Below are 21,788 nucleotides of genomic sequence, written 5' to 3'. Positions count from 1 at the left end.
GTACTGTCCAGTTCTTTACACATTATGGAGGTGCTTGTTTTGAGGCAAGAGATTACATTTGAACAATTTTTGAGAAAGGAGAACCTCTCTACTAATACCGTTGATGCATACTGTTGGACAGCAGAATATTTTATCCAACACTTTGGCACTGCTGCATCAGAGACGCTTCTCGCCTATAAAGGGTATCTGATGGAAAACTTCAAGCCGAAGACGGTTAACCTGCGCATACAGGCAATCAATAAATATCTTGAGTTTCTTGGATTAACGCAGTTACGTTTGAAATCCGTCAAAATTCAGCAGAAGAATTTCCTTGAAAATGTTATCAGCAATGCAGACTATGCCTTTTTGAAAAAGCAGCTAAAACACGATGGGAAAATAGAATGGTACTTCGTTGTTTGGTATCTTGCCGCAACAGGAGCGAGAGTGAGCGAGCTGGTACAAATAAAGATCGAGCACGTCAATCTCGGATATTTTGATCTATATACAAAAGGTGGCAAACTTCGTAGACTCTACATTCCTAAAAAGTTAAGGCTCGAAACACTTGCTTGGTTAAAGGAAACAAACCGAATATCGGGATATTTATTTTTGAACCGATATGGGCAGAGAATCACCCCGCGTGGGATTGCACAGCAGCTCAAAAAGTATGCGGTCAAATACGGGCTTGATACGAAGGTCGTATATCCCCATTCGTTTCGACATCGCTATGCAAAGAATTTCTTGGAGAAATACAACGATATTGCCCTGCTTGCTGATCTGATGGGGCATGAGAGCATAGAAACAACGCGCATCTATCTCCGCAGAACAGCGAGTGAGCAACAAGCATTGGTTGATAAAATTGTGACGTGGTAAACGAATGACACCATCAGTAACATGATGGTGTCATTCGTTCATGATATATAGTCTATCATTGAGTTAATCTTGTTGATCAAATCTTTCATACACAATGTAATGCGTTTTTGTTCCAAATGGGGTGGAAAAGGGATCAATAACTCTTTAAGCGATGTCCCGTTACAGTTTGGTTGTCCAACACCGACCATTTTATCTCTAATTTGAGCCCAGTAACTATTACTATTGAAGAACTTATGAATGTATTGTATCCAGATATTATCTAATAGCTGAACTCTAATTAGATATGACGCATATACAGAGTCACAGGGAAGCTGAGTTACTAGAAAAGATTTTCCTACCGTTGCACCAGTCCGAGCAAATAAAATATCATTGATATGTAGCAAGTACTTATCAAGATTATTTGTGCTTGTATAAGGAACTGTATCCCAATCCACCTTTCCATTTTGAATATCAGTAATCCTTAAGAGATGACAAGTACCTGAAATTTCTGCTGAACTACTCAACCCATACTGTATATTTTTTATAATATGTCCAAGTCTTACCCAAGTCCATGAATCTGGAATCTCAAACGGAATCTCCTCATCAATACATTTTTCACTCCCATCGGCAAACCTCTCATAATACGAGTTATCCGTACCCCGGTAGATGACAGATTCTCTCTTGTCACGTTTGATTTTTCCCTGCTTGATGAGTTCTTCTTTTTCTGCCCGAATCCGTTCCAATAACATCGATGCAGGTTCATCGTTATCGTTTTGCGGGACGAGTTTGCCGTGGATGGCGAGATCAAGGATTTTTGATGTTGTAAGCGATATTATATTTTTTATAGATTCTTTATTGTTGGTTATCTGCTCCACGAGCATAAGAACATTATCTGTTTTTTTGACAATCGTATCGAGTTCATCTAATGGTGGAACAGGAATTAAAAATCTAGCAAAGTCTTTAGCAGCAAGGTTTGGTTGAGCACTACCATTATCATACTTTTTTATTTCTGATTCAGCTAAAGATGCGTTTAGGTACAGAAAGAGATATTTTCGGATTACGTTGTTCTCCCTAAATGGACGAACAATAACTAACGAGGAAGAAATAGCACCTTTTGACATTGTGAAAAAGCCGCATTTCCCTAATGATCCACGGATACAATAAACGATATCATTTGTTATAAGTTTGCCTGCGCCAAGAGATTTATATTGAGCCTCTGTCATACATAGTAAGTTGTTTGATATTACGACTCCAGATTCAATATTGGATGCGCTTACAAAGGGGATTCCAGTGTCTTGTAGTTTGTTTTTTGCAGGATAATTTTGACCTCTATCACCATTTAGTATTTGTGCTATATCCGAGAGATGCGCCCACGCCCAACTCTCTGGCACCTCAAACGGAATCTCGTCTTCGATACATTTGATCGTACCATCGGCGAATTTCTCATAATGCAAATTATCCTCACCAACATAGATGATGGTGTCGTTCTTTACGTCCTTTGCTTTGAGTTTTCCATCCTTTACCATTTGGGCTTTTTGCGCACGAATTCGTTCGAGCAAAACCGATGCAGGTTCGTCATTCGGATCTTGGGGGACGAGCTTGCCGCGTATCGCAAGGTCAAGTATTTTCTTTCTCAGCGTCTCTGTATCCAATTACTCTTCCACCTCTCCTATGAGCGTTTCCAGTTCGGCGACTGCCTTTGATATGTTTGCGGACTGCTCCTTAATTTGCTCCAAAAGTTCTGCCAAGGTATAGTTATCCACATCAGAGGCTGCCTTCATCCATGTGATGTCGAGACTGGTCTTATCCCTTGCAAGGATTTCTTCGATGGTAAACTTGCGCCATCTGCCATTTGGGTTCTCTGGGCTGTATGTCTCTTTGCGTTTTGACAGGTCGGCATCTGCATAGCACGCGATGAACTCATCAAAATGAGTGGGCTTCAGCGGACTTGTCTTACCGAACGACGGCATCTCATTTCGGAGATCGTAGATCCAAACTTCCTGCGTATTGCCTGTATCTTTTTCCCCGCGTGTGAAGAATAATACGTTTGTCTTAACACCCTGCGCGTAGAAGATTCCTGTAGGGAGGCGCAGAATGGTATGCAGGTTGCATTTCTCCATCAGATCGCGGCGGATTTTCTCGCCGTCTCCATCCGCAAAGAGTACGTTGTCGGGCAGAACAACGGCGGCGCGTGCCTTGCCGTCTGCTTTAAGACTGCGGTAGATATGCTGCAAAAAATTGAGCTGCTTGTTGCTGGTCTGATAGGAGAAGTCATCACGTGCGGCACGTTCGCCGCCTTTTTTCGTGCCAAACGGAGGATTGGTCAGTACCAGATCGTATCCATTCATCGTCTTACCCAGATTTGATAGAGTATCTCCCAATACAATTGGCGCCTCTATATCATGCAGCATGGCATTCATCAGTGCGAGACGATGTGTATCGTGTACGAGTTCACAGCCGGTGAAGGCAGCGTTTTTTTCAAACTCCGCAAGTTCCGCATCCAGTTCGAAAAAATTGTCGGTCTGGTCTGCAACATAACGATGCGCGGCAATCATAAAGCCAAATGTCCCGCAGGCGGGATCGTTGCAACGTTCACCCGCCTGCGGCTTCATCAGGTTCGTCATAACGTCAATGAGGACACGCGGTGTGAAATACTGCCCTGCACCGGACTTCTTCTCGTTGGCGTTCTTCTCAAGCAGTCCCTCGTACAGATTGCCAAGCCCTTCCTCTTTGGCAGAGTACCAATCAAGAGCATCTATCGTTTTTATGATTTTCTCAAGATTCTTCGGCTCACCGATATTGGTGGATGCTCCCTGATAGATCTCACGGATGCGTCCTGTGCTGTTGTCTCCCAGTTCGGTGAGCAGTTCTTTGTAATATTTTTTGAGCGCAATTCCGCTTTGCGTTTTTAACTCATCCCAACGATATTTCTCGGGGATTTGCTCCTCAGTATCGGTTTCCTTTGCCATTTTTAGAAACAGAATATAGGTCAGCTCCGTCACATACTGATGATAGGTGATTCCATCATCGCGCAGGACGTTGCAGAGATTCCAGAGCTTTGATACGATTTCCTGTGTGGTCATGCGGTTTCTCCTCCATCATCGTACAGATACTCGTTCAGTTCGCATACGATGCTCTCCAAATTGTTTTGAAAGATCTTGTTGATGCGGTTAAATCCGCCCTCACGTTTGAAACGGCTGTCCCCGTTGAAGCTGTGTACGTTGAGTACCGATTCGTTCATGAGGTAGGTTTCTATACGGGAAATCCAGCTCAGTTCCTGTGCGGAGAAGTCGTGTGCTTCGCGCAGGCGTGTCACAGCACGGCGGATCCGCGCCTCATGGCTGATGAGGCGCGCACCGATGGCATAGCGGCGAATGAGGCTGATCAGGTCAGCCGTGATTTCCTTCTTATCGACTTTGCGGATTGCTTTGTTGAGGTCGATCTCCTTGAAGCCCTCGCGGTCAAGCGTCAAGCGTAAGTCGCGCAGAGCCTCCCATGTCAAATCTCCGGGACTGGAACAGATGATGCTGAGGGCGGCAATTTCGTTGCGATTGTCCTTAATATACTTGGCAAATGCATCCAGATAATCCTCTGGTTTTCCTGCGTTTCCATAGCCTAACGTATGGCTTTTCAATTCGTCCTCTTTGTCCGAGATGACAACGCTTCGTTTTCCCGTTGCCGTGTTTTCTTCAAGTATCTTGAACAGGTCGTGATGGGCGAGGATATATTTTTTCGCATCCTGCGGTTTTTTTTGCTCGATTTCGGAGATGAATCCGGCAAAGTCATTCCCGCCTGTCATACTCTTGAAATGGGTCAAGATAGCATCCGAAGTGCTGTGCTTTTTTCGTTGGAGCTTTGCAATGATTTGTTTGACCTGCTGCTCGATATGGGCATCGTCGGTCAATTCATTCAGTCCGCCCAGCAAGTTTGTAAACGTCACATTTGGATTCACGGCGACAGGCTTCATAGTGTTGACCTTGCTCAGGGATTCATACACACCGACGGGGTCATAAATGGAGAAATGGGTTTTATGGATTTTGGGGCAAAGTCTGGTTGCACGCCCCAGCATCTGCTCGAAGAGGATGCGGGACTTGACACGGCGCATGAAAACAAGCGTGGTGATTTCAGGCACATCAATCCCCGTTGTCAGAAGATCGACGGTGACGGCAATGCTTGGATAGCGTTCATTCTTAAATCGCTTGATTGCTTCCTGTACTTTTTTTGGATCACCGCCGCCGACGCTGCCCGTAATCTTCATGATGGCATTGTTATGGACTCCTGTGGGCGCATATATTTCCCGCAGAAGCTGAACAATCATATCGGCATGGGCATCGTTGGCGGCGTAGATGAGCGTCTTTCCCTCGGCCTCGGGATCGATGCCGCGTGCAATTTCGCTCAGTACCGTCTGATTGAAACTTTCGGTAATGACTTGACGGTTGAGCTGCTCTACATCAAAATCAAGCTCATCATCCATGAGTTCGCTGTTTGTGATTTCTCCTGTAATGGGGTCATATTCTGCAATATTGTCCCCCTTCTTGAAGTGGATCCCCTCGATACTGAGTTTCGTCTGCAAAATATGCGGTGCGTCATGATCGACGAGATAGCCCTCGATTACGGCTTTGCGGTAGGTGTATTTGAAGACCGGTTCGCCAAATATTTCCGTCGTCTGAAGTGCGGGTGTCGCTGTGAGTGCGACGCGAACCGCATCAAAATACGTGATGACGCTGCGATACTTGCTTTGGTAATCGCGCTGATCCTGGTATAGGAAGTCGGCTTCACTCATTTCTTTGTCCAATGTATAGCCGCGGTGCGCCTCGTCTATGATGATTAAATCGTAATCCGTGACCGCAGGCGTCGAGTCGCCGCCTCCATATAGGATGCGCTTTACCATGCTCTGCACAGTTGCTATGTGAATCCGCGTGGATTTGTCGATGCCCTTATCATCGAGTCCCTTGATGTCATAGATTTGGTCGAGTGTCATGAGGTCTTCCAGTTTTACCTCTTTGAACACGTCGGCAGCCTGCTGTCCGAGAGAGGTGCGATCCACCAGAAAGAGAATCCGCTTAAATCGGTTTGTGGTCAGGAAACGATAGATCATGCCGAGAACGGTTCTGGTCTTTCCCGTTCCTGTTGCCATCGCCAGCAGGATGTTTTCTCTGCCGCTCGTGACGGCTTGTTCCGCCGCTTTGACGGCATTCACTTGATAGGGACGCAGATTCAGTCCACTAGGATCTGTGAGAAAGTCGTAGGGCAGGGATTTTAGCGCCTGATTTCCCGCCGCTACATCTTTTTCTAACAGCTCCTCGATTCCTGCGGGACTGATCCAACCATGCAATGCCTTTGGCGTGTTGGACGGATCGCGCAAGTCAAGAAACCATACGCCTGACTTTGTTTTGACCTGTTCGAGATAAGAACGTCCATTTGTGGCAAAGGTAAATGGCACGAGATATTCGCCCCATGTGCCCAGAACATATTTCTTGTCTTCCTCACGGATGCTGCGCGGATAGTCTTTGCCTTGATAGTCGAGTACGGAGGGGATGTCTATGTGGGCTGCTTTTGCCTCAATCATGCCAACCATTTTCGTTCCGATGAACAGGGCATAGTCCGCACGTCCGCTCTGTCCTGTGGCGGAGTTTGTCGGCCATTCGGCGATGGCTCTGTTATGCCCCTTCGCGGGGCGTGTTCCTTTCGCGTAGCGTAGATTTTCGGTATCCGCCTCCCAACCGACTTGTCGGAGCTGCTCGTCAATCATGTAACGCGTTTCGGCTTCCGACACCATGCGCTGACTTGCCATTTTGGATGCCTGTTTGCTGCGTTCGGATTTGGGCATATTCTTTGCTGCAGCGGCAATTTCTTCTGCTTGTTTTGCGAGGATTTCTGTTTTTTCTTCTTCTTCCTGTCGAATCGTGACGGAAATGGGCGCACTAATATGCGTCGGCATCGGGGGGATAAATGTACGGTGCTGATAATTCCAGTCTCCATAGGTCTGCATGAACCATTCACACAGACTATGTGTCATCTCAAGCAGGCTGTTGCAGTCGGATACGGAGGCATAGTTCTCATGCACAGCCTTGTTCCTTGTTTTTCTAAGGGCATGCAGAATATCAGTTAAATCTCTTGTGAGCAGGTCTTCACGACGGAGTGTATCAATGCGAGCAGCTGCTGTATTGTCGTATGGCAGCTTGATGTTATCGTAGGTAAACATGAGGTTGACGACGGTCTCGCCCATCATCCCGAGTTTCATGAGACACGAGTTCGGATCGGAGAAGCAGTATGTCTCGGCTTGCAATCCGAGGGCTGCAAGCACAGGAAAGTCTGCGTGCAGAAATTCAAAATTTGACTTCATACGTTTCACCTCAAGCTGCAATTATCGTTGCATTTCTTTTTTTACGGCATAGAACTTCTCATAATACTTTATTATATCATGAAGCATAATTCCTTACAATTTAGTTCTAGGGAAGCGTTAGGTGTGTGTGATTCTTTCTTTTTTCCGTATTTTATGGTATGCTAAAGTGGATTTTTAATCGAGAGAAGGAACCGTAGGGAGGAAGAATGATGGCTGAGTATACATACACTGTCGAGAAGCCGTGTCCGGTCTGTGGGGAAAAGACGCATGTGACGAAGCTGAAGGCACGTCTCATCACACTCGAGACGGATGAGGATTTCTGCGTGCGCTACGAGGGGGTGAATCCCTATCGCTATCGCGTCTGGCTGTGCGAGCACTGTGGATTTGCCGCAGACGAGAAGCAGTTCACGGAGGAGCCTCTCTCCGCGCGCGACAAGACGAAGGTCAAAGAGCTCCTTGAGGGGCGCAAGATCAACCTGCCGTACACGGAGGAGCGTACGGTTGAGGATGCGATCCGCGCCTATAAATTGGGGATCTACTTCGCTGAGCGTCTTGGGTGGACATTGCAGAAGCAGGCAGGCTATTGCATGGGGATGGCGTGGGTATACCGCGACACAGAGGAGCACGACAAGGAGGCCGAGGTTCTCCGCCGTGCTGCTGAGCTGTATGAGAAGTCAGTCATGACGGAGCACTACCCCATCAACGGGATGAGCGATAGTATGGCGCTCTACATTGCGGGGGCAGCGTACTATCGTCTGGGCGACTATGAGAAGGCGACACAGATGCTCTCGCAGATCATGAGCGACCAGGAGGTGCGCAAGAATGATGTGAAGCTCTTTGAGCGCACGCAGAACCTCTGGCTTGACCTGCGTGAGAAGAAGGCGGAAGCGGAGAAGGCGAACGGCTAATGGTCATTGATATTCCTGCGAGTTTTATTGAACAGGCGAAACATATTGATTGGAGCGCAGTACGTGAGGCAGTCAAGGACTACAGCCCTGCACTGACTGTTCTGCGCGATACCTGGGATCGTGAGACCCTCGCGCAGATCGCTGAGGGCCATCTCTTCGTGCGCGACTCGGTCATGAATGAGGCGATTGCCAAGAACCTCGGAACGGGGGGTAGCATCCGCAGCATCGTGCTTCGATCCAATGCAAACGGGCGCCTTAATCTCACCTGTACGACAACAAAAAAGTATAAGAAGATCGAACTCTCAGGAATTATTGAGGAATTTGTCCATGACGGTGATAAATCGTATGCCGTCTACCGTGTGCGGGAGAAGAATATTCCAAATCACGGGTTCGTGTCCTGGGTGTTCTCGCGTGTATCACTCTCGATGGTGGAGCGCATGGTGGGACGCCTCGATGTATCCGATCGTCTGCCGGTGGATATCCGCGGCAATAAAGTATATGTGGATTTTCATGAGGTGCTCGCGGCATCGAAGCTAGGCCAGACGACGCTGCGCGGCCACAATCTGATGGAAATGATCGAGATTGAGGGCGCCGAGGTGCGTGAGGGCGGCATCATGTTTGATATGAAACTAAATGTGCCGGATGATGTCCGAGAGACGATCCGCTCGATCCTGCAGAGCGGAGGCTCGACAGGAACTGGAGAGGGTGCAGAAGAAGGAGGAGCACATTGACGAGATTCCCTTTGATTCGAATGCTATGTTTTGCGATGCTGGCCGTATTTCTCGTGCCGCAGCTCGCGGGTGCGGCGAAGAAGCCGCCGATCACAGAAAAGATTGTTTTCATCCCGCATGACAGCCGCCCGATCTCGAACAAGCAGACGGCGGATGTGGTGCAGCGCGTCGGTTACGAGGTCATTGTGCCGCCGATGGAGCTGCTCGGGAATCGGGAGGACTGGGGGCATCCGGATGAACTCTGGACATGGCTGGATGAAAATCTCTCGCAGCCAGGGGTCAAGGCTGCAGTTATCTCCTCGGATGCGATGATCTACGGCAGCCTGGTTGGTTCGCGCAAGCATAGCTTTTCACGTGACCAGGTGCTCGCTCGTGCGGCGCGTTTTGATGCACTCCAGCGCGCTCATCCAAAGATGCCGCTCTACGTCTTTGGTTCCATCATGCGAACCCCTCGCTCCGGCGAGGCCTCGGGTCATGAGGAGCCGGAGTACTACCGCCGCTACGGCGCGGACATTTTCCGCTATACCGTGCTCCGTGACAAAGAGGAGGTCGAGGGGCTGACACGCCGTGAGCGCAAGGAGTACGACTTCCTCGGACGACTCATCCCTAAGGAGGCGCTTGCGGATTGGATGGGACGCCGTGAGAAAAACTATGCGGTGAATGAGTATCTGATCGACCTCCTGCGCAAACACGGTACGTTCCGTTACCTCACGCTTGGACGCGATGACAATGCGCCGTTTTCGCAGACGCATCTCGAGAGCCGTCACCTGACGGAGGCCGGCGCCGATCTCGGCAAGACGCGCTTCCAGACTATGGCGGGCATTGATGAGATTGCCCTGCTCATGCTGACACGTGCCGTGAACGAGCAGAAGCACGAGGTTCCCTTCGTATTTGCACGCTATAACTGGGGACGTGGTGCGGATACCGTGCCAGCTTACTCGGATGAAAAGATCGGAACATCAATCGGTGATGCTGTCATCGCAGCGGGCGGCATGATGGTGCGTGCACCAGAGAAAGCTGACGTTGTACTTACGGTGAATACGAACCCGGACGGCCGCACCTATGAGGCGAATGCTCCGCTCAATGACGGAACGCCGCGTGACGGCACTGCGTATTTCGCAGATGTTGTGGCGGACTACGTTGCAAAAGGATACCCCGTCTCGATTGCTGATGTGGCCTTTGCCAACGGTGCCGACAACGCCCTCTTGGAGGAGCTTCAGCGACGCGGTCTGCTCTACAAGATACAGGCATATGCCGGCTGGAATACGCCGACAAACAGTTCCGGCTTTGTCCTCGGACAGGGGATGCTCGTTCGTCACATGGATGGGGACTCCATCGATCACCTGCTCACGACGCGTTACCTCGATGACTGGGCATATCAGGCGAACGTACGCAATATCATCGCACGTCAGCTCACATGGCTGCGCGGCGATGGTTTCTACGGCAGTCTCGGAACGAAGATCGATGCGGTTGGGATGCGATCGACACGTATGATGAACCGCTTCATAGAGGAGAACCTGCCGCCGATCGCGGAGGTCGACAGCGTCGTTGTGACTTTCCCGTGGAATCGCATGTTTGAGTCGGATATTCTGCTGGAGAATCCTGGCTTTGCTTCCGAATACCTTGCTAGGAGGAGATAGTATGCATGGGAAAATGCTGATCGCCTATTTCTCTGCATCTCCCTCGCGGAGAACAGCGCAGGTTGCACATAAAATTGTGGACGTGATCGGCGGAGATCTCTATGAGATCGTGCCGGCGACACCCTATGCACAGGATGACCTCAACTGGAATGACGAAAAGAGCCGCTCCAGCATCGAGATGCGTGATCCTAACAGCCGTCCTGCGATTGCGGAGCCGCTGCCCGATCTTGCACCATACGATGTTATCTTCATTGGCTTTCCAATCTGGTGGTATGTGGCGCCACACATCATCAACACTTTTCTTGAGAGCTATGACCTTACAGGCAAGACGATCATACCGTTTGCGACCTCGGGCGGCAGCTCGATGGGGCAGACCACGGTACATCTGCGCCCCTCCGCAGAGGGAGCTGTGGTAAAGGAAGGCCGCCGCTTCGAGATGGGGGAGACGCCCATGGCGATCAACTCTTGGATCGCGGCCCTTGGGATTTGATATGAACGAAAAACACGGCTGAGATCAGCCGTGTTTTTTAGGAGGCTATCTGTCTGCTCCGCGCGAGTGACTTCTTCGAGGAGTGGGGATTTGATCTCAATCAGCTGCATGAGGAAGACTGGAACACGGGGTTAACACGGTCAACATATTATATTCTGATGAAATAAAGCTCCGCGCCTAATACGGTGCGGAGCTTTGTGCGATAGAATATAGTAGAGGAGTGATAAATAGGTGATACCATCAAAGATTCGATTCCCAGTGATCGTCATTGGGATTTTTTCCATAGCAAGTCTGGTTGCTCTGTATGCGGGGACGGTTGGCCGCATGGAGCGCGCGGATGCCGCTGAGAGCATCAAAATGTACTGTGATGCGTTCGTGCGCCAGGATGAGGCGGCGCAGAAGCAGCTGACTTCCTATGGGGCACCGACGGACTCATTCAATATGAAAGCGGCATTCGCGAATGCCCTCCAGACAACAGGGGCCATTCTCTCACCGGAGGAGGCGGCAGAGATCAGTGACGCCTATATGGAGTCGCTGCGGAGTGCGACCGTTGAGACGGCATTGTCAGAGCAGGGAAAGGGAGTTGCGACAGTTGAGGTGACGGTGACACGGTTTAACATGCCGGCGGCACGCGAAAAGGCAACCTCCCTCCTGCGTCAGCGGATGAAGCTGGACAGCACCCCCGAGGAAGTGCGCAAAACGGCAGTGGATGCGACGGTGGAGGCGTTTCGTCAGCTCGAACCAGTGGGGACGGTGACGTTCTACGTGCCTGCACGTTACAACGAGGAGACCAGGATATGGGATCCTGTCGATCCGATGCAGTTCGGCTTTGATCTATCGAAACAGACCATGGGGGTGGAATAAATGGCAGAGGCAGACTGGCAGAAAATAGATCCTGAGACGGCAGAAGGGAATCCGCGCCGCCCCGAGGGGCCTGCAGGGCGTGCGATGCTGGCGCGTATGAACGAGAGCCATGCGCGGCTCGTGGACTGGGGCCTCACGCACATCGACCTCCGTGCGGGCGATACCGTGCTCGATATTGGCTGCGGCGGCGGCAATACACTCGCACGGATGGCGGAGCGCGTGACCGAGGGGCATCTCACAGGAATTGACTACGCTGAGACCTCGGTAGAGGCATCGCGTGCGTTCAATGCCGAACTCATCGAGGTGGGACGTGCGGAGATCCTACACGGATCGGTCGAAGCACTTCCTTTTGATGATGCGCATTTCGATGCAGCAGTGACGGTGGAGAGTTTTTATTTTTGGCCGAGGCCCGAAGAATGTTTGAAGGAAGTCGCTCGTGTGATAAAGCCGGGCGGCACGTTCCTCCTGCTTGCAGACATCTACGGGCGGGATGATCTCCCTGCGGGCATCCGCACGAAGATTGCGGACTATAATCTGACGAATCCGACCCCTGAGGAGTTCGAGCAGCTTTTCTGTGCAGCGGGGTTTCAGTCTGTACACATGGACTTTCAGGACGGAGAATATTGGATCGCCGTGCGCGGTGTGCGGTAATAAAAAGTTGTTGTACGAGGTTGACCTGACCCCCAAAAGTTAGACTTAGAGAATCTAACTTTTGGGGGTCACTACATGATCTCATACAACAACTTTTTTAGTGCCGTTATACCTGCTGTTCGTGGACAAAACGGATAAACTCATCGGTCTCTGTCTGCCCGCTCAGCTTTGCCGTATACATATGGTTGCCCATCTGCGGCCACATCATCTCCGGCATGCGCTCGCACATGACAATTTTGCCTGCGTAGCGTGCGAGAATCTCCTCATGTGTGTGCACGTAGTGATGGAAATCACGGCGGCTTGCGTATGCGCAGTAGCAGTGTTCGTTCCGATCGGGGAGAAGGCGGCGGTTCGCTGTGATCATATCTGCCCAGATCTCGTACACATCCGTGGAGTGGGCGAAGTTCATCATGTCGGTTGTGTAGCCGCCTGCAGGACGCATATTGACCTCGAGTCCAACGAAGTCACCGACATCGCCAAGTCCAGGCTTTGCCTTCGTGAGCCGGAAGAACTCGAAGTGAACGAAGCGGCTGTGCACGCCAAATGCTTTGAGTGTCGCACGGCCAGCTTTTTTCAGTGCCTCAGGAACGATATCCGTCGTGTAGTAGGAGAGGTCGAGCTGATAGAGGACAATATCCATGACGGATGGGGGCCAGACGGTCATGGACTCGAAGATCGGATTAGAGTCTGCGTCGACGATGGCATCATAGGAGCAGATGTCACCGGTTACGAATTCCTCCATGACATATGGATGGATTGGTTTTGAGGCGTAGAAATGGTGCAGCTCATCGCCATTGTCGATGCGGTAGGTGTCTGTGGCACCGACACCCGTATCGGGCTTGACGATGACGGGATAGCCCACCGCCGCCAGGAACTCCTCTGCGGCGGCGAGGGTTGTAACCTTTGTGAGTCGTGCCGTTGGGATGCCTGCCTTTTTGTAGTATGGCTTCATGGCGGACTTGTTCTTGATATGTTCCATGTCGGAGCTCTGCCAGCCCGTGCGGATGTTGAAGTCTGTGCGCAGGCGTGCATCGCTTTCGAGCCAGAACTCATTGTTGGACTCGATCCAATCGATGCGTCCATATTTGAAGGTAAAGAATGCGACAGCGCGCAGCATCTGATCGTAGTCGGCCAGCGATGGGGCAAAGTAGTACTCGGTCAGCGACTCGCGTACCTCATGCGCCAGCTGATCGTAGGGAGTGTCGCCGATACCGAGGACGTTGACGCCCTTCTTTTTCAGGCGGTCGCAGAAGTTCCAGTAGACGCGTGGGAACTGTGGAGAAATAAAGATAAAGTTCATCAGGATACCTCCTCAAGCCTCTTCACGCAGGACAAAGGGGAGGAAGTAAACGAACTGCTTCTTCCACCAGTCCCAGTCATGATCGACATCGTAGCCCCAGAAATCGATCCATGCATGAATATCTTTGCTGTAGAGAATGTCGCCCATGAGCGCGGTTGTACGGCGGCCTTCCTCCTCCCAGCGTCCCTGTCCGACGCAGAGGACGATGCGCCGTTGGTTGTAGAGATCAATGTAGGGATGTTCACCCGGCATATTGGAGAGGAAGTCGATCGGTGAGTTGTCGTAGAGAACATCGTTCATCCAGCCGTCGGTGAAGAATTTCGCATCGTAGACGCCAGAGAGGGAAAGTACGCCGTCAAAGAGGTCGGGACGACGGAAGAACACGATGGCAGCATGGAGCGCGCCGAGGCTGCATCCAGCGGCGACGGGCAGACGTCCGCTCGTATTCTCTGCTCGTATATGCGGCACGACCTCGTCAATGATGTAGGCGTAGTATTGTTCCTGTCGGTTTGCACGCCAACTTTTGTCGCCCCAGGTATTCGACCATGTCTCAGTGTCGACGGTGTCCACGCAGAAGAGCTGGATGCGACCGCGTGCAAGATCATCCGAGACGGCATCGATCATGCCGAAGTTCTCGAAGTTGTCGCTCATCGCATCTTGCGTTGGAAAGACGAGGATGGGAACGCCGGAGGCATTCCCATAGACGCGTATGCTCATCAAACGGTTGAGCCGCGTACTATGCCAATTTATTTCTTTGCAGTTTGTCATAAATAGCCTCCATGGATTTGCATATGCTAACATATATACTCTAGCGAATCCGTATCACTTTGTCAAATGAAATACGGCATTGATTCCCTATGGATTTACTCGAATTATTTTCAGATAGTGGGAATGCGAAAGACAAAAAGAATAACGTGCAGCACCCACATGACAGCAATGGCGATGCGTGCGTGTGGGTGATCGGTCAGGAGTATGGAAATGCCCATGAGGGTGGTTATGGGGAGCATGATGCGCAGTTTCTGTGCGATGGTCATGCCGCGTCGTCCGTTCCTCATAAGGAGCATGGTCTGGCGATAGATCTGTGTCGTGCGCAGCCATGCATCCATGCGGTGCGACCCTCGGGCAAAACAGAAGGCCGCAAGCAAAACGAAAGGAACGGTCGGCAGGATGGGAAGAAAGGCACCAAGTATACCGAGTCCCAGGCTGAGAAGACCGAGGGATACATAGAAAATTTTTTTGAAAATCATTGGATTTCCTCTAAATTATAGATAACTTTTATCAAGAAGAATACCATGTGTGGGAAAAAATGGCAACGCACCGTTTTGTAGTTTTTTTGATTTGTGATATAATGAGGGATGGTTTTTAGGGACTCCTGATTCATATGGAGGCACCCAGAATTGGAGAGGAATGAGACGAACCTATGATTCGAATGAAAAATGTCTCAAAAGTATATGATAATGGCGCCGTTGCACTCGATCATGTAAGCATTGAGATTGGCAAGGGGGATTTTATCTTTGTCGTCGGCGTCAGCGGCGCCGGTAAGTCCACGTTCATCAAGCTGCTCTTTCGCGAGGAGCTGCCGACGGAGGGGGAGCTCTTCGTCAATGGGCATGATGTCGTCAACATGGATCTCAAGGATGTGCCGTATCTCCGGCGTGGACTTGGCGTGATCTTCCAGGACTATCGGCTGTTGTCGGACAAGACGGTATACGAGAACGTTGCCTTTGCGATGCGCGTTATCGAGGCTCCGCGCCAGATGATCCAGCGGCGTGTGAATGCCGTGCTCGACGTAGTCGGGCTGCGTGATAAGTACCGTAATTTCCCCTCACAGCTCTCGGGCGGTGAGCAGCAGCGCGTGGCCATTGCGCGTGCGATCGTGAACGATCCCGCAATCCTCATTGCGGATGAGCCGACGGGGAATCTTGATCCCGAGACGAGTTGGGATATTATGGATATTTTCAAGCGGATCAATGCCGCAGGGACGACGATTGTCATGGCGACCCATGACAAGAACATCGTCGATACGATGCAGCGCCGTGTCATTGCCATTGAGGGCGGGCACATTGTGCGTGATGAGCTGCGCGGAGGTTATGGATATGAAGATTAGAACCGCCGAATACTATGTGCAGGAGGTCTTTCGCTCCCTGCGCCGCAACAATTGGATGACGTTCGCGGCGGTCGGTACGGTTGCGGTATCTCTTTTCATCCTCGGCGTCTTTCTCATTCTCGCGCTCAATATGAATCGGGCGGCATCGCTCCTCGAGTCGCAGGTACAGATCAGTGTCTATATGCAGGATGATATCGAGGAGGACGCGGAGGAAGAGCTGGGAGCAAAGATCCGTGCGCTGCAAGGGATCGAGTCGGTTACCTATGTGAGCCGTGAGGAGGCGCGCGCACGCCTCTCGGAGCGCTTGGGTGAGCAGAAATATCTGCTGGATGCGCTCGGGGACAAGAATCCGCTGCCGAATGCCTATGAGGTGACAGTGCGTCAGCCAGATATGGTAGAGACGGCGGCAAAGCAGATCGAGCGCATGGACGGCGTGGAGTCGGCGAAATATGGTCAGGATGTGGTGGAGCATCTCTTTGATATTACACGCCTCGTCCGCATTTTTGGCGTATTGCTGATTCTCCTGCTCGGCGGCGCAACGGTCTTCATCATTGCGAATACGATTCGCCTGACGGTGTTTGCGCGGCGGCGTGAGATTGCGATCATGAAATACGTCGGGGCGACGGATGAGTTCATCCGCTGGCCGTTTGTGCTTGAGGGCGTCGTTCTTGGGTGCATCGGCGGGATGATCGCTGCTTTTGTCCTGCGCAGCTTCTATGCGGGTGTGACGAGCAAGGTCTACGATACGCTGGCGTTTTTCCCGCTCATTCCGCAGTCCCCATTCATGACGTATGTGAGCATTGTCATTGTTCTGCTCGGCATGGCGATTGGTGCGGCGGGCGCATGGGTGTCCCTCAAACGGTTCCTGAAGGTGTAATTGATGAGATCAGCAATGAAAAAAACGCTCTGCTTTGCGCTTGCCGTGACCTTTTTTACGGCTGGGCAGGGCGTGGCGGCAACGCTCGAGGAGGAGCGTGACAACTATGATGCGCAGGCTGAGGAGCTGGGGCGGCAGAGCGAGGAGCTGGCGGGCAAGATCGACTCGCTCTCGGAGCAGAAGCGCATCCTTGACGAGGAGGCCGGCACGGCAATCGCCGAACACAAGGCGCGTCGTGCCGAACTCAATGCGACACTCGAGCGTCTCGAGGAGAACGAGGAAAAACTTGAGGCTGCCGAGCGTGACTACGAACGCAAGAGCGATGCGCTTGGGAAACGTGTTCGCGATATTTATATCAACGGTCAGATCTCCTATGTGGATGTCCTCTTTGGGGCAAAGGATTTTTCGGATTTCCTGACGCGCATGGATCTCCTAAAGCGCGTCATCAAGCAGGACTATGACCTCGTATATGAGGTGCTGACCCAACGCAATGCGATGCTCGCGCTGAAAGAGGAGCTCGAGAAGGATCGGGCGGCGCAGGAACCGCTTGAGAAGAAGGCTCGTGAGGCGCGTCTCGCAATGGAGGAGAAGGTCGAGGCGCAGCAGGCGCTCATCGACCAGATGAAGTACGACAAGGCGACGATTGACCGCAAGCAGGATGAATCTCGCGCGGCGTCGGAACGCATTACCCGTATGCTGCAGCGCAGCGGCCTGCGCAATCTCCCCGTGCAGGGCTCGGGTGCGATGATTTGGCCGCTCGCGGGACCGATTACCTCCGATTTTGGCTGGCGTACACACCCCATCACGGGAACCCAGCGATTCCACAGCGGCGTTGACATCGGCGGTGACTATGGCGATCCGATTTATGCGGCACAGGCGGGGACAGTCGAGTATGCGGGCTGGATCTCGGGCTATGGCAATGCCGTTATCATCAACCACGGCGGAGGCATCTCCACACTCTACGGACACTGTCAGTCGCTCGATGTGAGCACGGGACAGAGTGTGGAACAGGGCGAGCTGATCGCCGAATGCGGATCGACGGGCAACTCTACGGGACCGCATTGTCACTTTGAGGTGCGTGTGAATGGTGAGCCGGTCAACCCACTGGCGTATCTGTAAACGAAAGAGAATATGAACAGAAAAAAACTAATTATCGTCGTTGTTCTGTCAGCCCTCCTTGGGAGTATGCTGACACTGTTCGCGGCGGGGGCGGGTCTCCGCTCCATGGGCCTGTATGCGGACGATGTACTGCGATTTTTCGGCGTGATGAAGTTCATCCAGGCACGCTATGTGAATGCGCCGAATACGACTGCACTCATCGACGGTGCGATTGACGGCATGGTTGCATCGCTTGACGATCCCCATTCCGTCTATATGCCGCCCTCGATGTTCAAGGAACTGCGCCAGCACACGGAGGGATCGTTTGGCGGCATCGGCGTGACGATGGGGTTTAAGGACAATGTCGTGCGGATCATCTCTGTACTCGAGGGCACACCGGGTGAGACTGCAGGTTTGCGTGCAGGGGATGAGATTCTCGCGGTGGACGGTACGCCGACGAATGCTTTGCAGAATGAGGAGGTTGCCTTGCGTATCCGCGGTGAGGCGGGGACACAGGTTGTTCTCCGTATCCTGCGTGATGGAACGGAACAGGACTATACGATCACGCGCGATGTCATACAGGTGCCGTCTGTTCGGGGGATGATGGTCGAGGGGACGACAATGGGCTACATTCGCATCGGCTCGTTCGCTGAGCATACGGGAGATGAGTTCACCTCAGAGATGAACCGTCTTGCGGGGAGCGGTATGACCTCTCTCATCATCGATCTGCGTGCAAACCCGGGGGGCCTGATTACAAGCTGTGTTGCCGTTGCCGAACAGGTTGTCCCAGCGGGTACGATCGTTTCTGTGATCGACCGCGACGGGGGAGAGGAGGTCTATCGTTCCTCCCTTGCCGCACGAAAATATCCGATTGTCGTACTCATTGACGAGAACAGCGCGAGTGCCTCGGAGATCCTCGCGGGTGCCCTGCAGGATACAGGTGCGGGTACGATCATCGGCACGACCTCCTATGGCAAAGGCTCCGTACAGGCCGTTCTGCCGCTCTTTCACGAGGACGGGCTGAAGCTCACGATTGCAAAGTATGTGACGCCAAACGGCCGCTCCATCGACGGCACAGGCATCACGCCGGATATTGTCATTGAGCGTTCGCCCTCCGATACGAAGGATGTTCAGTTCGAGGCGGCGAAGCAGTATCTCACGGAACATCCTTCGCTTTAAGGAAAAAATAACACTTCTCTAATAAAGGCATAGCGCCCTTGCGTTAGCATGGGCGCATTATTATATGGACTTATTTCCTAGGGAATCGCTGATAAAATGAAATCCGTCGGATTGGTGCAGTTTTTTTGTCCTGTCAAGGAGATAAACCGGACGCATAGCCAAAGCTATGTGAAGGATTTGTCGACAAAGACAGGGCGAAAAAGATAGGCTAAGATGACGGTGCTGAATTTATCAGTGTGTCCCTAGTATGGAGGAAGATTTTATGCATAAAGAGGGGCGCAGACGGCATGTGTTTGCCGCATTTGTGCTGAGCTCGGCGCTCGCTTTGCCCATGCCTGCAGATGCGATGAACCTTACGCTCGCGGAGGCAATCCAGACGGCGCTTGCCGCGAATACGGGGCTGCGCGTCACGCAGATGGGTGAGCGGACGTCAGATGCCGCGCTGAAGCAGGCGCGTGGGAAGAACAGCATTTCAGCAGAGGTATCCGACACACTGCGTACCAGCAAGGTGAAGGACGAGGATGCACAGACAAGCAACAGTCTGTCTGTCTCGGCACGTCTTCCGCTCTACAGCGGCGGTGCAAATGAGGCGAACATTGAGTCCAGTGAGATCGGCACGCGTGCGGCGCGTCTCACCACCGAGCGTGCGCGTGAGGAGCTGAAATACGAGGTGACCGCCGCTTACTGGGATGCAGTGGAGGCAAGCAAAAAGATCGATGTGCAGCGCGATACAGTGAATAAATACGATGCGCATCTGAAGAATGTCACCGCGCTCTACGAGGCGGGTGCACAGGCGAAAATCGATGTGCTGCGCTCCTCTGTGGAGCTATCGAATGCGCGGCAGGAACTCGTTCGCGCTGAGAATTCCTATGTGGTGCATCTCGCGACTCTGCGGAACCTGCTGAACATTGACCGTGCGGAACCGCTGACGCTCACGACAGAGGTTTCGTATCAGCCCTTCGACACCTCCGTCGACAACTGTATTTCCTATGCCCATCGCAGCAGACTGGACCTCGCCGCCGCGCGTGCAAAGCTCCGTCAGCGCGAGCTCGCCGTCGAGAGTGCACGGGCAGGGAAGAGACCGAGCGTCAATCTCACGCTCGGCACGGGGCTGACCAGTCAGTTCCGGCCGCGTCATGATACGAGCTCAGACGTGTCTGCCTCCGTCGGCGTCAGCTGGAACATCTTTGACGGCGGTGTCACGCGCGGAGCGATTGAGGAGGCAGAGGCGGAGCGCGACATCGCCCTGCTGAACGTGAAGAAGGAGGAAGAGAGCATTGATCTGAACCTCCGCAAGGCATACCTCAATATGCGTGAGGCAGAACAGCGCTTCACCTCAACCGGGGATGCGGTTCGTCAGGCACGCGAGGATTATCATATTGCAAATGAACGCTATCGTGCGGGTGAGGGCATTCTCCTCGACATCATCGACGCGCAGACGGCGCTTGCCACGGCGGAGACGAATGCGATCAGTGCGCGCTATGACTACGCACGCTATCGCGCACAGGTCGAGAATCTGATGGGGACAGAACTGACGGAAAGCGAGCATGCGGCGGCTGAGGGGCTTCCCGCTGTGACCGCAGAGGAGCGTGCAGCAGCGAAGGCGTCATATATTGAGGGCGGTACGGATGCTGCAGCGAAGAAGGTGAAGTAAATGAAACGTGGCAAAATCATCGGCATCGGCGTTTTGGCGGCTGTACTGGTCGCGGGCGGCGTATATTGGTATATGGAATCGAGTGCGGCAGACCAATCGGCACAGGCAGTCGAGACGGTAGCAGTGCAGCGCATGGACATCAAGTCGACCGTTGAGGCAACGGGCACGATCCGTCCTGTGGACTCTGTGGAGGTCAGTTCCAAGATCACGGCGCGCATCACCTCCGTTCTCGTCAAGGAGAACGATACCGTTACAGCGGGGCAGATCGTCGCGACACTCGACGGCAAGGACTATGAGGCAAAGCGGGATCAGGCACAGTACCGCGTGACGAATACGCGGGCGAAATACAACCGCATGAGCTACCTCGAGAGCATCGGGGCGAAGTCCAAGTCCGATCTCGAGGATGCGGAATACAACTACGATACGGCGCAGTCGACGCTGGAGGAAGCGAACTCCGATGCGAACGAGACGATCATCACCGCGCCGATCTCGGGTGTTGTCGTGGGCGAGCCGAAGACGGCAGGATCGATGGCAGTGCAGGGCTCGGATAACCCGACCGTCATCATGCGCATCGCGGATCTCTCGAAAAAGCAGATCAAGGCGAAGGTGGACGAGACCGACATCGGAAACATCCGTATCGGGCAGGAGGCGACCTTCACCGTCGATGCCTATACCGATCAGAAATTTACGGCACGCGTCTCAAAGATCTCGCAGACTGATGTGTCGAACAGCTGGGATACGAGTTCGTCGTCTTCATCCTCCTCGTCGAGCGCGAGTGTCATCTACTACTATGTGACGCTTGATGTGGACGATCCGGGCAATCTCCTCCTGCCTGCGATGACGGCGCGCGTTGTCATCAATACGGCAGATCGGAACGATGCGCTCGTCGTGCCTCTTTCCACGCTCAAGACGGACGCAGTGGGATCCTATGTCCTCGTCCTGCAGGAGGATGGGACGCAGGAGACTCGCTACGTGGAGACGGGCATCTACAGCGATGAGTATGTGGAGATCCTTTCGGGACTCAGTGAGGGAGAGCGCGTCGTCAGTACCTACACGGCAAAGGTCGTTCCGATGAGTATGCAGGCGGGCGGACCGCCGCCGTTCTGATACGGGGG

The 21,788-nt window shown here is 52.5% G+C and carries 19 protein-coding genes; 13 read left to right on the top strand and 6 right to left on the bottom strand.

From position 1 onward, the window contains the following. Positions 1-39 precede the first annotated feature (39 nt). Complete coding sequence (locus HMPREF1992_RS00225) at positions 40-849, top strand: tyrosine-type recombinase/integrase (RefSeq protein WP_231366932.1); 810 nt, start codon at positions 40-42, stop codon at positions 847-849. Positions 850-887: 38 nt separating this feature from the next. Here HMPREF1992_RS00225 and HMPREF1992_RS00220 read toward each other — a convergent pair whose 3' ends face one another. From HMPREF1992_RS00220 to hsdR, 3 genes are read right to left on the bottom strand one after another with little or no spacing between them, the layout of a single operon-like run. Then, positions 888-2,480 carry a restriction endonuclease subunit S gene (locus HMPREF1992_RS00220; RefSeq protein ID WP_021683779.1) on the bottom strand — a complete coding sequence of 531 codons (1,593 nt, stop codon included), beginning with the start codon at positions 2,478-2,480 and terminating at the stop codon, positions 888-890. Next, positions 2,481-3,911, bottom strand: coding sequence for an N-6 DNA methylase (locus tag HMPREF1992_RS00215; RefSeq protein ID WP_021683778.1), 1,431 nt, complete (start codon positions 3,909-3,911; stop codon positions 2,481-2,483). Then, positions 3,908-7,174, bottom strand: coding sequence for a type I restriction-modification system endonuclease (gene hsdR / locus HMPREF1992_RS00210; protein WP_021683777.1), 3,267 nt, complete (start codon positions 7,172-7,174; stop codon positions 3,908-3,910). The genes HMPREF1992_RS00215 and hsdR overlap by 4 nt, the downstream gene beginning before the upstream one ends. 209 nt (positions 7,175-7,383) lie before the next feature. Between hsdR and HMPREF1992_RS00205 the strand changes: the two genes are divergently transcribed. From HMPREF1992_RS00205 to HMPREF1992_RS00180, 6 genes are all read left to right on the top strand, one after another. Then, positions 7,384-8,082 carry a DUF2225 domain-containing protein gene (locus HMPREF1992_RS00205; RefSeq protein WP_037357688.1) on the top strand — a complete coding sequence of 233 codons (699 nt, stop codon included), beginning with the start codon at positions 7,384-7,386 and terminating at the stop codon, positions 8,080-8,082. After that, positions 8,082-8,813: a hypothetical protein gene (locus tag HMPREF1992_RS00200; RefSeq protein WP_021683775.1), complete on the top strand. Its 732-nt coding sequence runs from the start codon at positions 8,082-8,084 to the stop codon at positions 8,811-8,813. Before HMPREF1992_RS00205 ends, HMPREF1992_RS00200 begins: the two co-directional genes overlap by 1 nt. Before the next feature lie 35 nt (positions 8,814-8,848). Next, positions 8,849-10,453, top strand: coding sequence for a DUF4127 family protein (locus HMPREF1992_RS00195; RefSeq protein WP_051290467.1), 1,605 nt, complete (start codon positions 8,849-8,851; stop codon positions 10,451-10,453). Position 10,454: 1 nt separating this feature from the next. Beyond that, positions 10,455-10,943 (top strand): flavodoxin, encoded by a 489-nt coding sequence (locus HMPREF1992_RS00190; protein WP_021683773.1) that lies wholly within the window; start codon positions 10,455-10,457, stop codon positions 10,941-10,943. A 231-nt stretch (positions 10,944-11,174) separates the two neighbouring features. Next, positions 11,175-11,807, top strand: coding sequence for a hypothetical protein (locus HMPREF1992_RS00185; RefSeq protein ID WP_037357685.1), 633 nt, complete (start codon positions 11,175-11,177; stop codon positions 11,805-11,807). Further along, entirely contained in the window at positions 11,808-12,458 is a 651-nt protein-coding gene (locus HMPREF1992_RS00180) for a class I SAM-dependent methyltransferase (RefSeq protein ID WP_021683771.1), read from the top strand. 106 nt (positions 12,459-12,564) lie between these two features. Here the strand turns inward: HMPREF1992_RS00180 and HMPREF1992_RS00175 are convergent, their stop codons facing one another. The 3 genes from HMPREF1992_RS00175 to HMPREF1992_RS00165 form a co-directional block, all read right to left on the bottom strand. Next, complete coding sequence (locus HMPREF1992_RS00175; RefSeq protein WP_021683770.1) at positions 12,565-13,758, bottom strand: acetyl-CoA carboxylase biotin carboxylase subunit family protein; 1,194 nt, start codon at positions 13,756-13,758, stop codon at positions 12,565-12,567. 12 nt (positions 13,759-13,770) lie between these two features. Then, positions 13,771-14,526, bottom strand: coding sequence for an esterase family protein (locus HMPREF1992_RS00170; RefSeq protein ID WP_037357683.1), 756 nt, complete (start codon positions 14,524-14,526; stop codon positions 13,771-13,773). 110 nt (positions 14,527-14,636) lie between these two features. Beyond that, positions 14,637-15,005, bottom strand: coding sequence for a YbaN family protein (locus HMPREF1992_RS00165; RefSeq protein WP_021683768.1), 369 nt, complete (start codon positions 15,003-15,005; stop codon positions 14,637-14,639). A gap of 173 nt (positions 15,006-15,178) precedes the next feature. On the opposite strand from HMPREF1992_RS00165, the gene ftsE reads away from it, so the two are divergent. From ftsE to HMPREF1992_RS00135, 6 genes are all read left to right on the top strand, one after another. Next, positions 15,179-15,865 carry a cell division ATP-binding protein FtsE gene (gene ftsE, locus HMPREF1992_RS00160; protein ID WP_021683766.1) on the top strand — a complete coding sequence of 229 codons (687 nt, stop codon included), beginning with the start codon at positions 15,179-15,181 and terminating at the stop codon, positions 15,863-15,865. After that, complete coding sequence (ftsX, locus tag HMPREF1992_RS00155; RefSeq protein ID WP_037357680.1) at positions 15,855-16,742, top strand: permease-like cell division protein FtsX; 888 nt, start codon at positions 15,855-15,857, stop codon at positions 16,740-16,742. Before ftsE ends, ftsX begins: the two co-directional genes overlap by 11 nt. Before the next feature lie 3 nt (positions 16,743-16,745). After that, positions 16,746-17,861 (top strand): murein hydrolase activator EnvC, encoded by a 1,116-nt coding sequence (locus tag HMPREF1992_RS00150; protein ID WP_037357677.1) that lies wholly within the window; start codon positions 16,746-16,748, stop codon positions 17,859-17,861. A 12-nt stretch (positions 17,862-17,873) separates the two neighbouring features. Further along, the gene (locus HMPREF1992_RS00145) at positions 17,874-19,019 is read left to right on the top strand and encodes a S41 family peptidase (RefSeq protein WP_021683763.1); all 1,146 of its coding nucleotides are present in this window, start codon (positions 17,874-17,876) and stop codon (positions 19,017-19,019) included. Positions 19,020-19,281: 262 nt separating this feature from the next. Further along, complete coding sequence (locus HMPREF1992_RS00140) at positions 19,282-20,673, top strand: TolC family protein (protein WP_037357674.1); 1,392 nt, start codon at positions 19,282-19,284, stop codon at positions 20,671-20,673. Then, a complete protein-coding gene (locus tag HMPREF1992_RS00135; RefSeq protein ID WP_021683761.1) occupies positions 20,674-21,780 on the top strand; it encodes an efflux RND transporter periplasmic adaptor subunit in 1,107 nt (368 codons plus the stop codon). Positions 21,781-21,788 lie beyond the last annotated feature (8 nt).

It is taken from the genome of Selenomonas sp. oral taxon 892 str. F0426 (assembly GCF_000468035.1).
Classification (GTDB): Bacteria; Bacillota; Negativicutes; order Selenomonadales; family Selenomonadaceae; genus Centipeda.
This window is presented reverse-complemented; position numbering and strand designations above follow the sequence as displayed.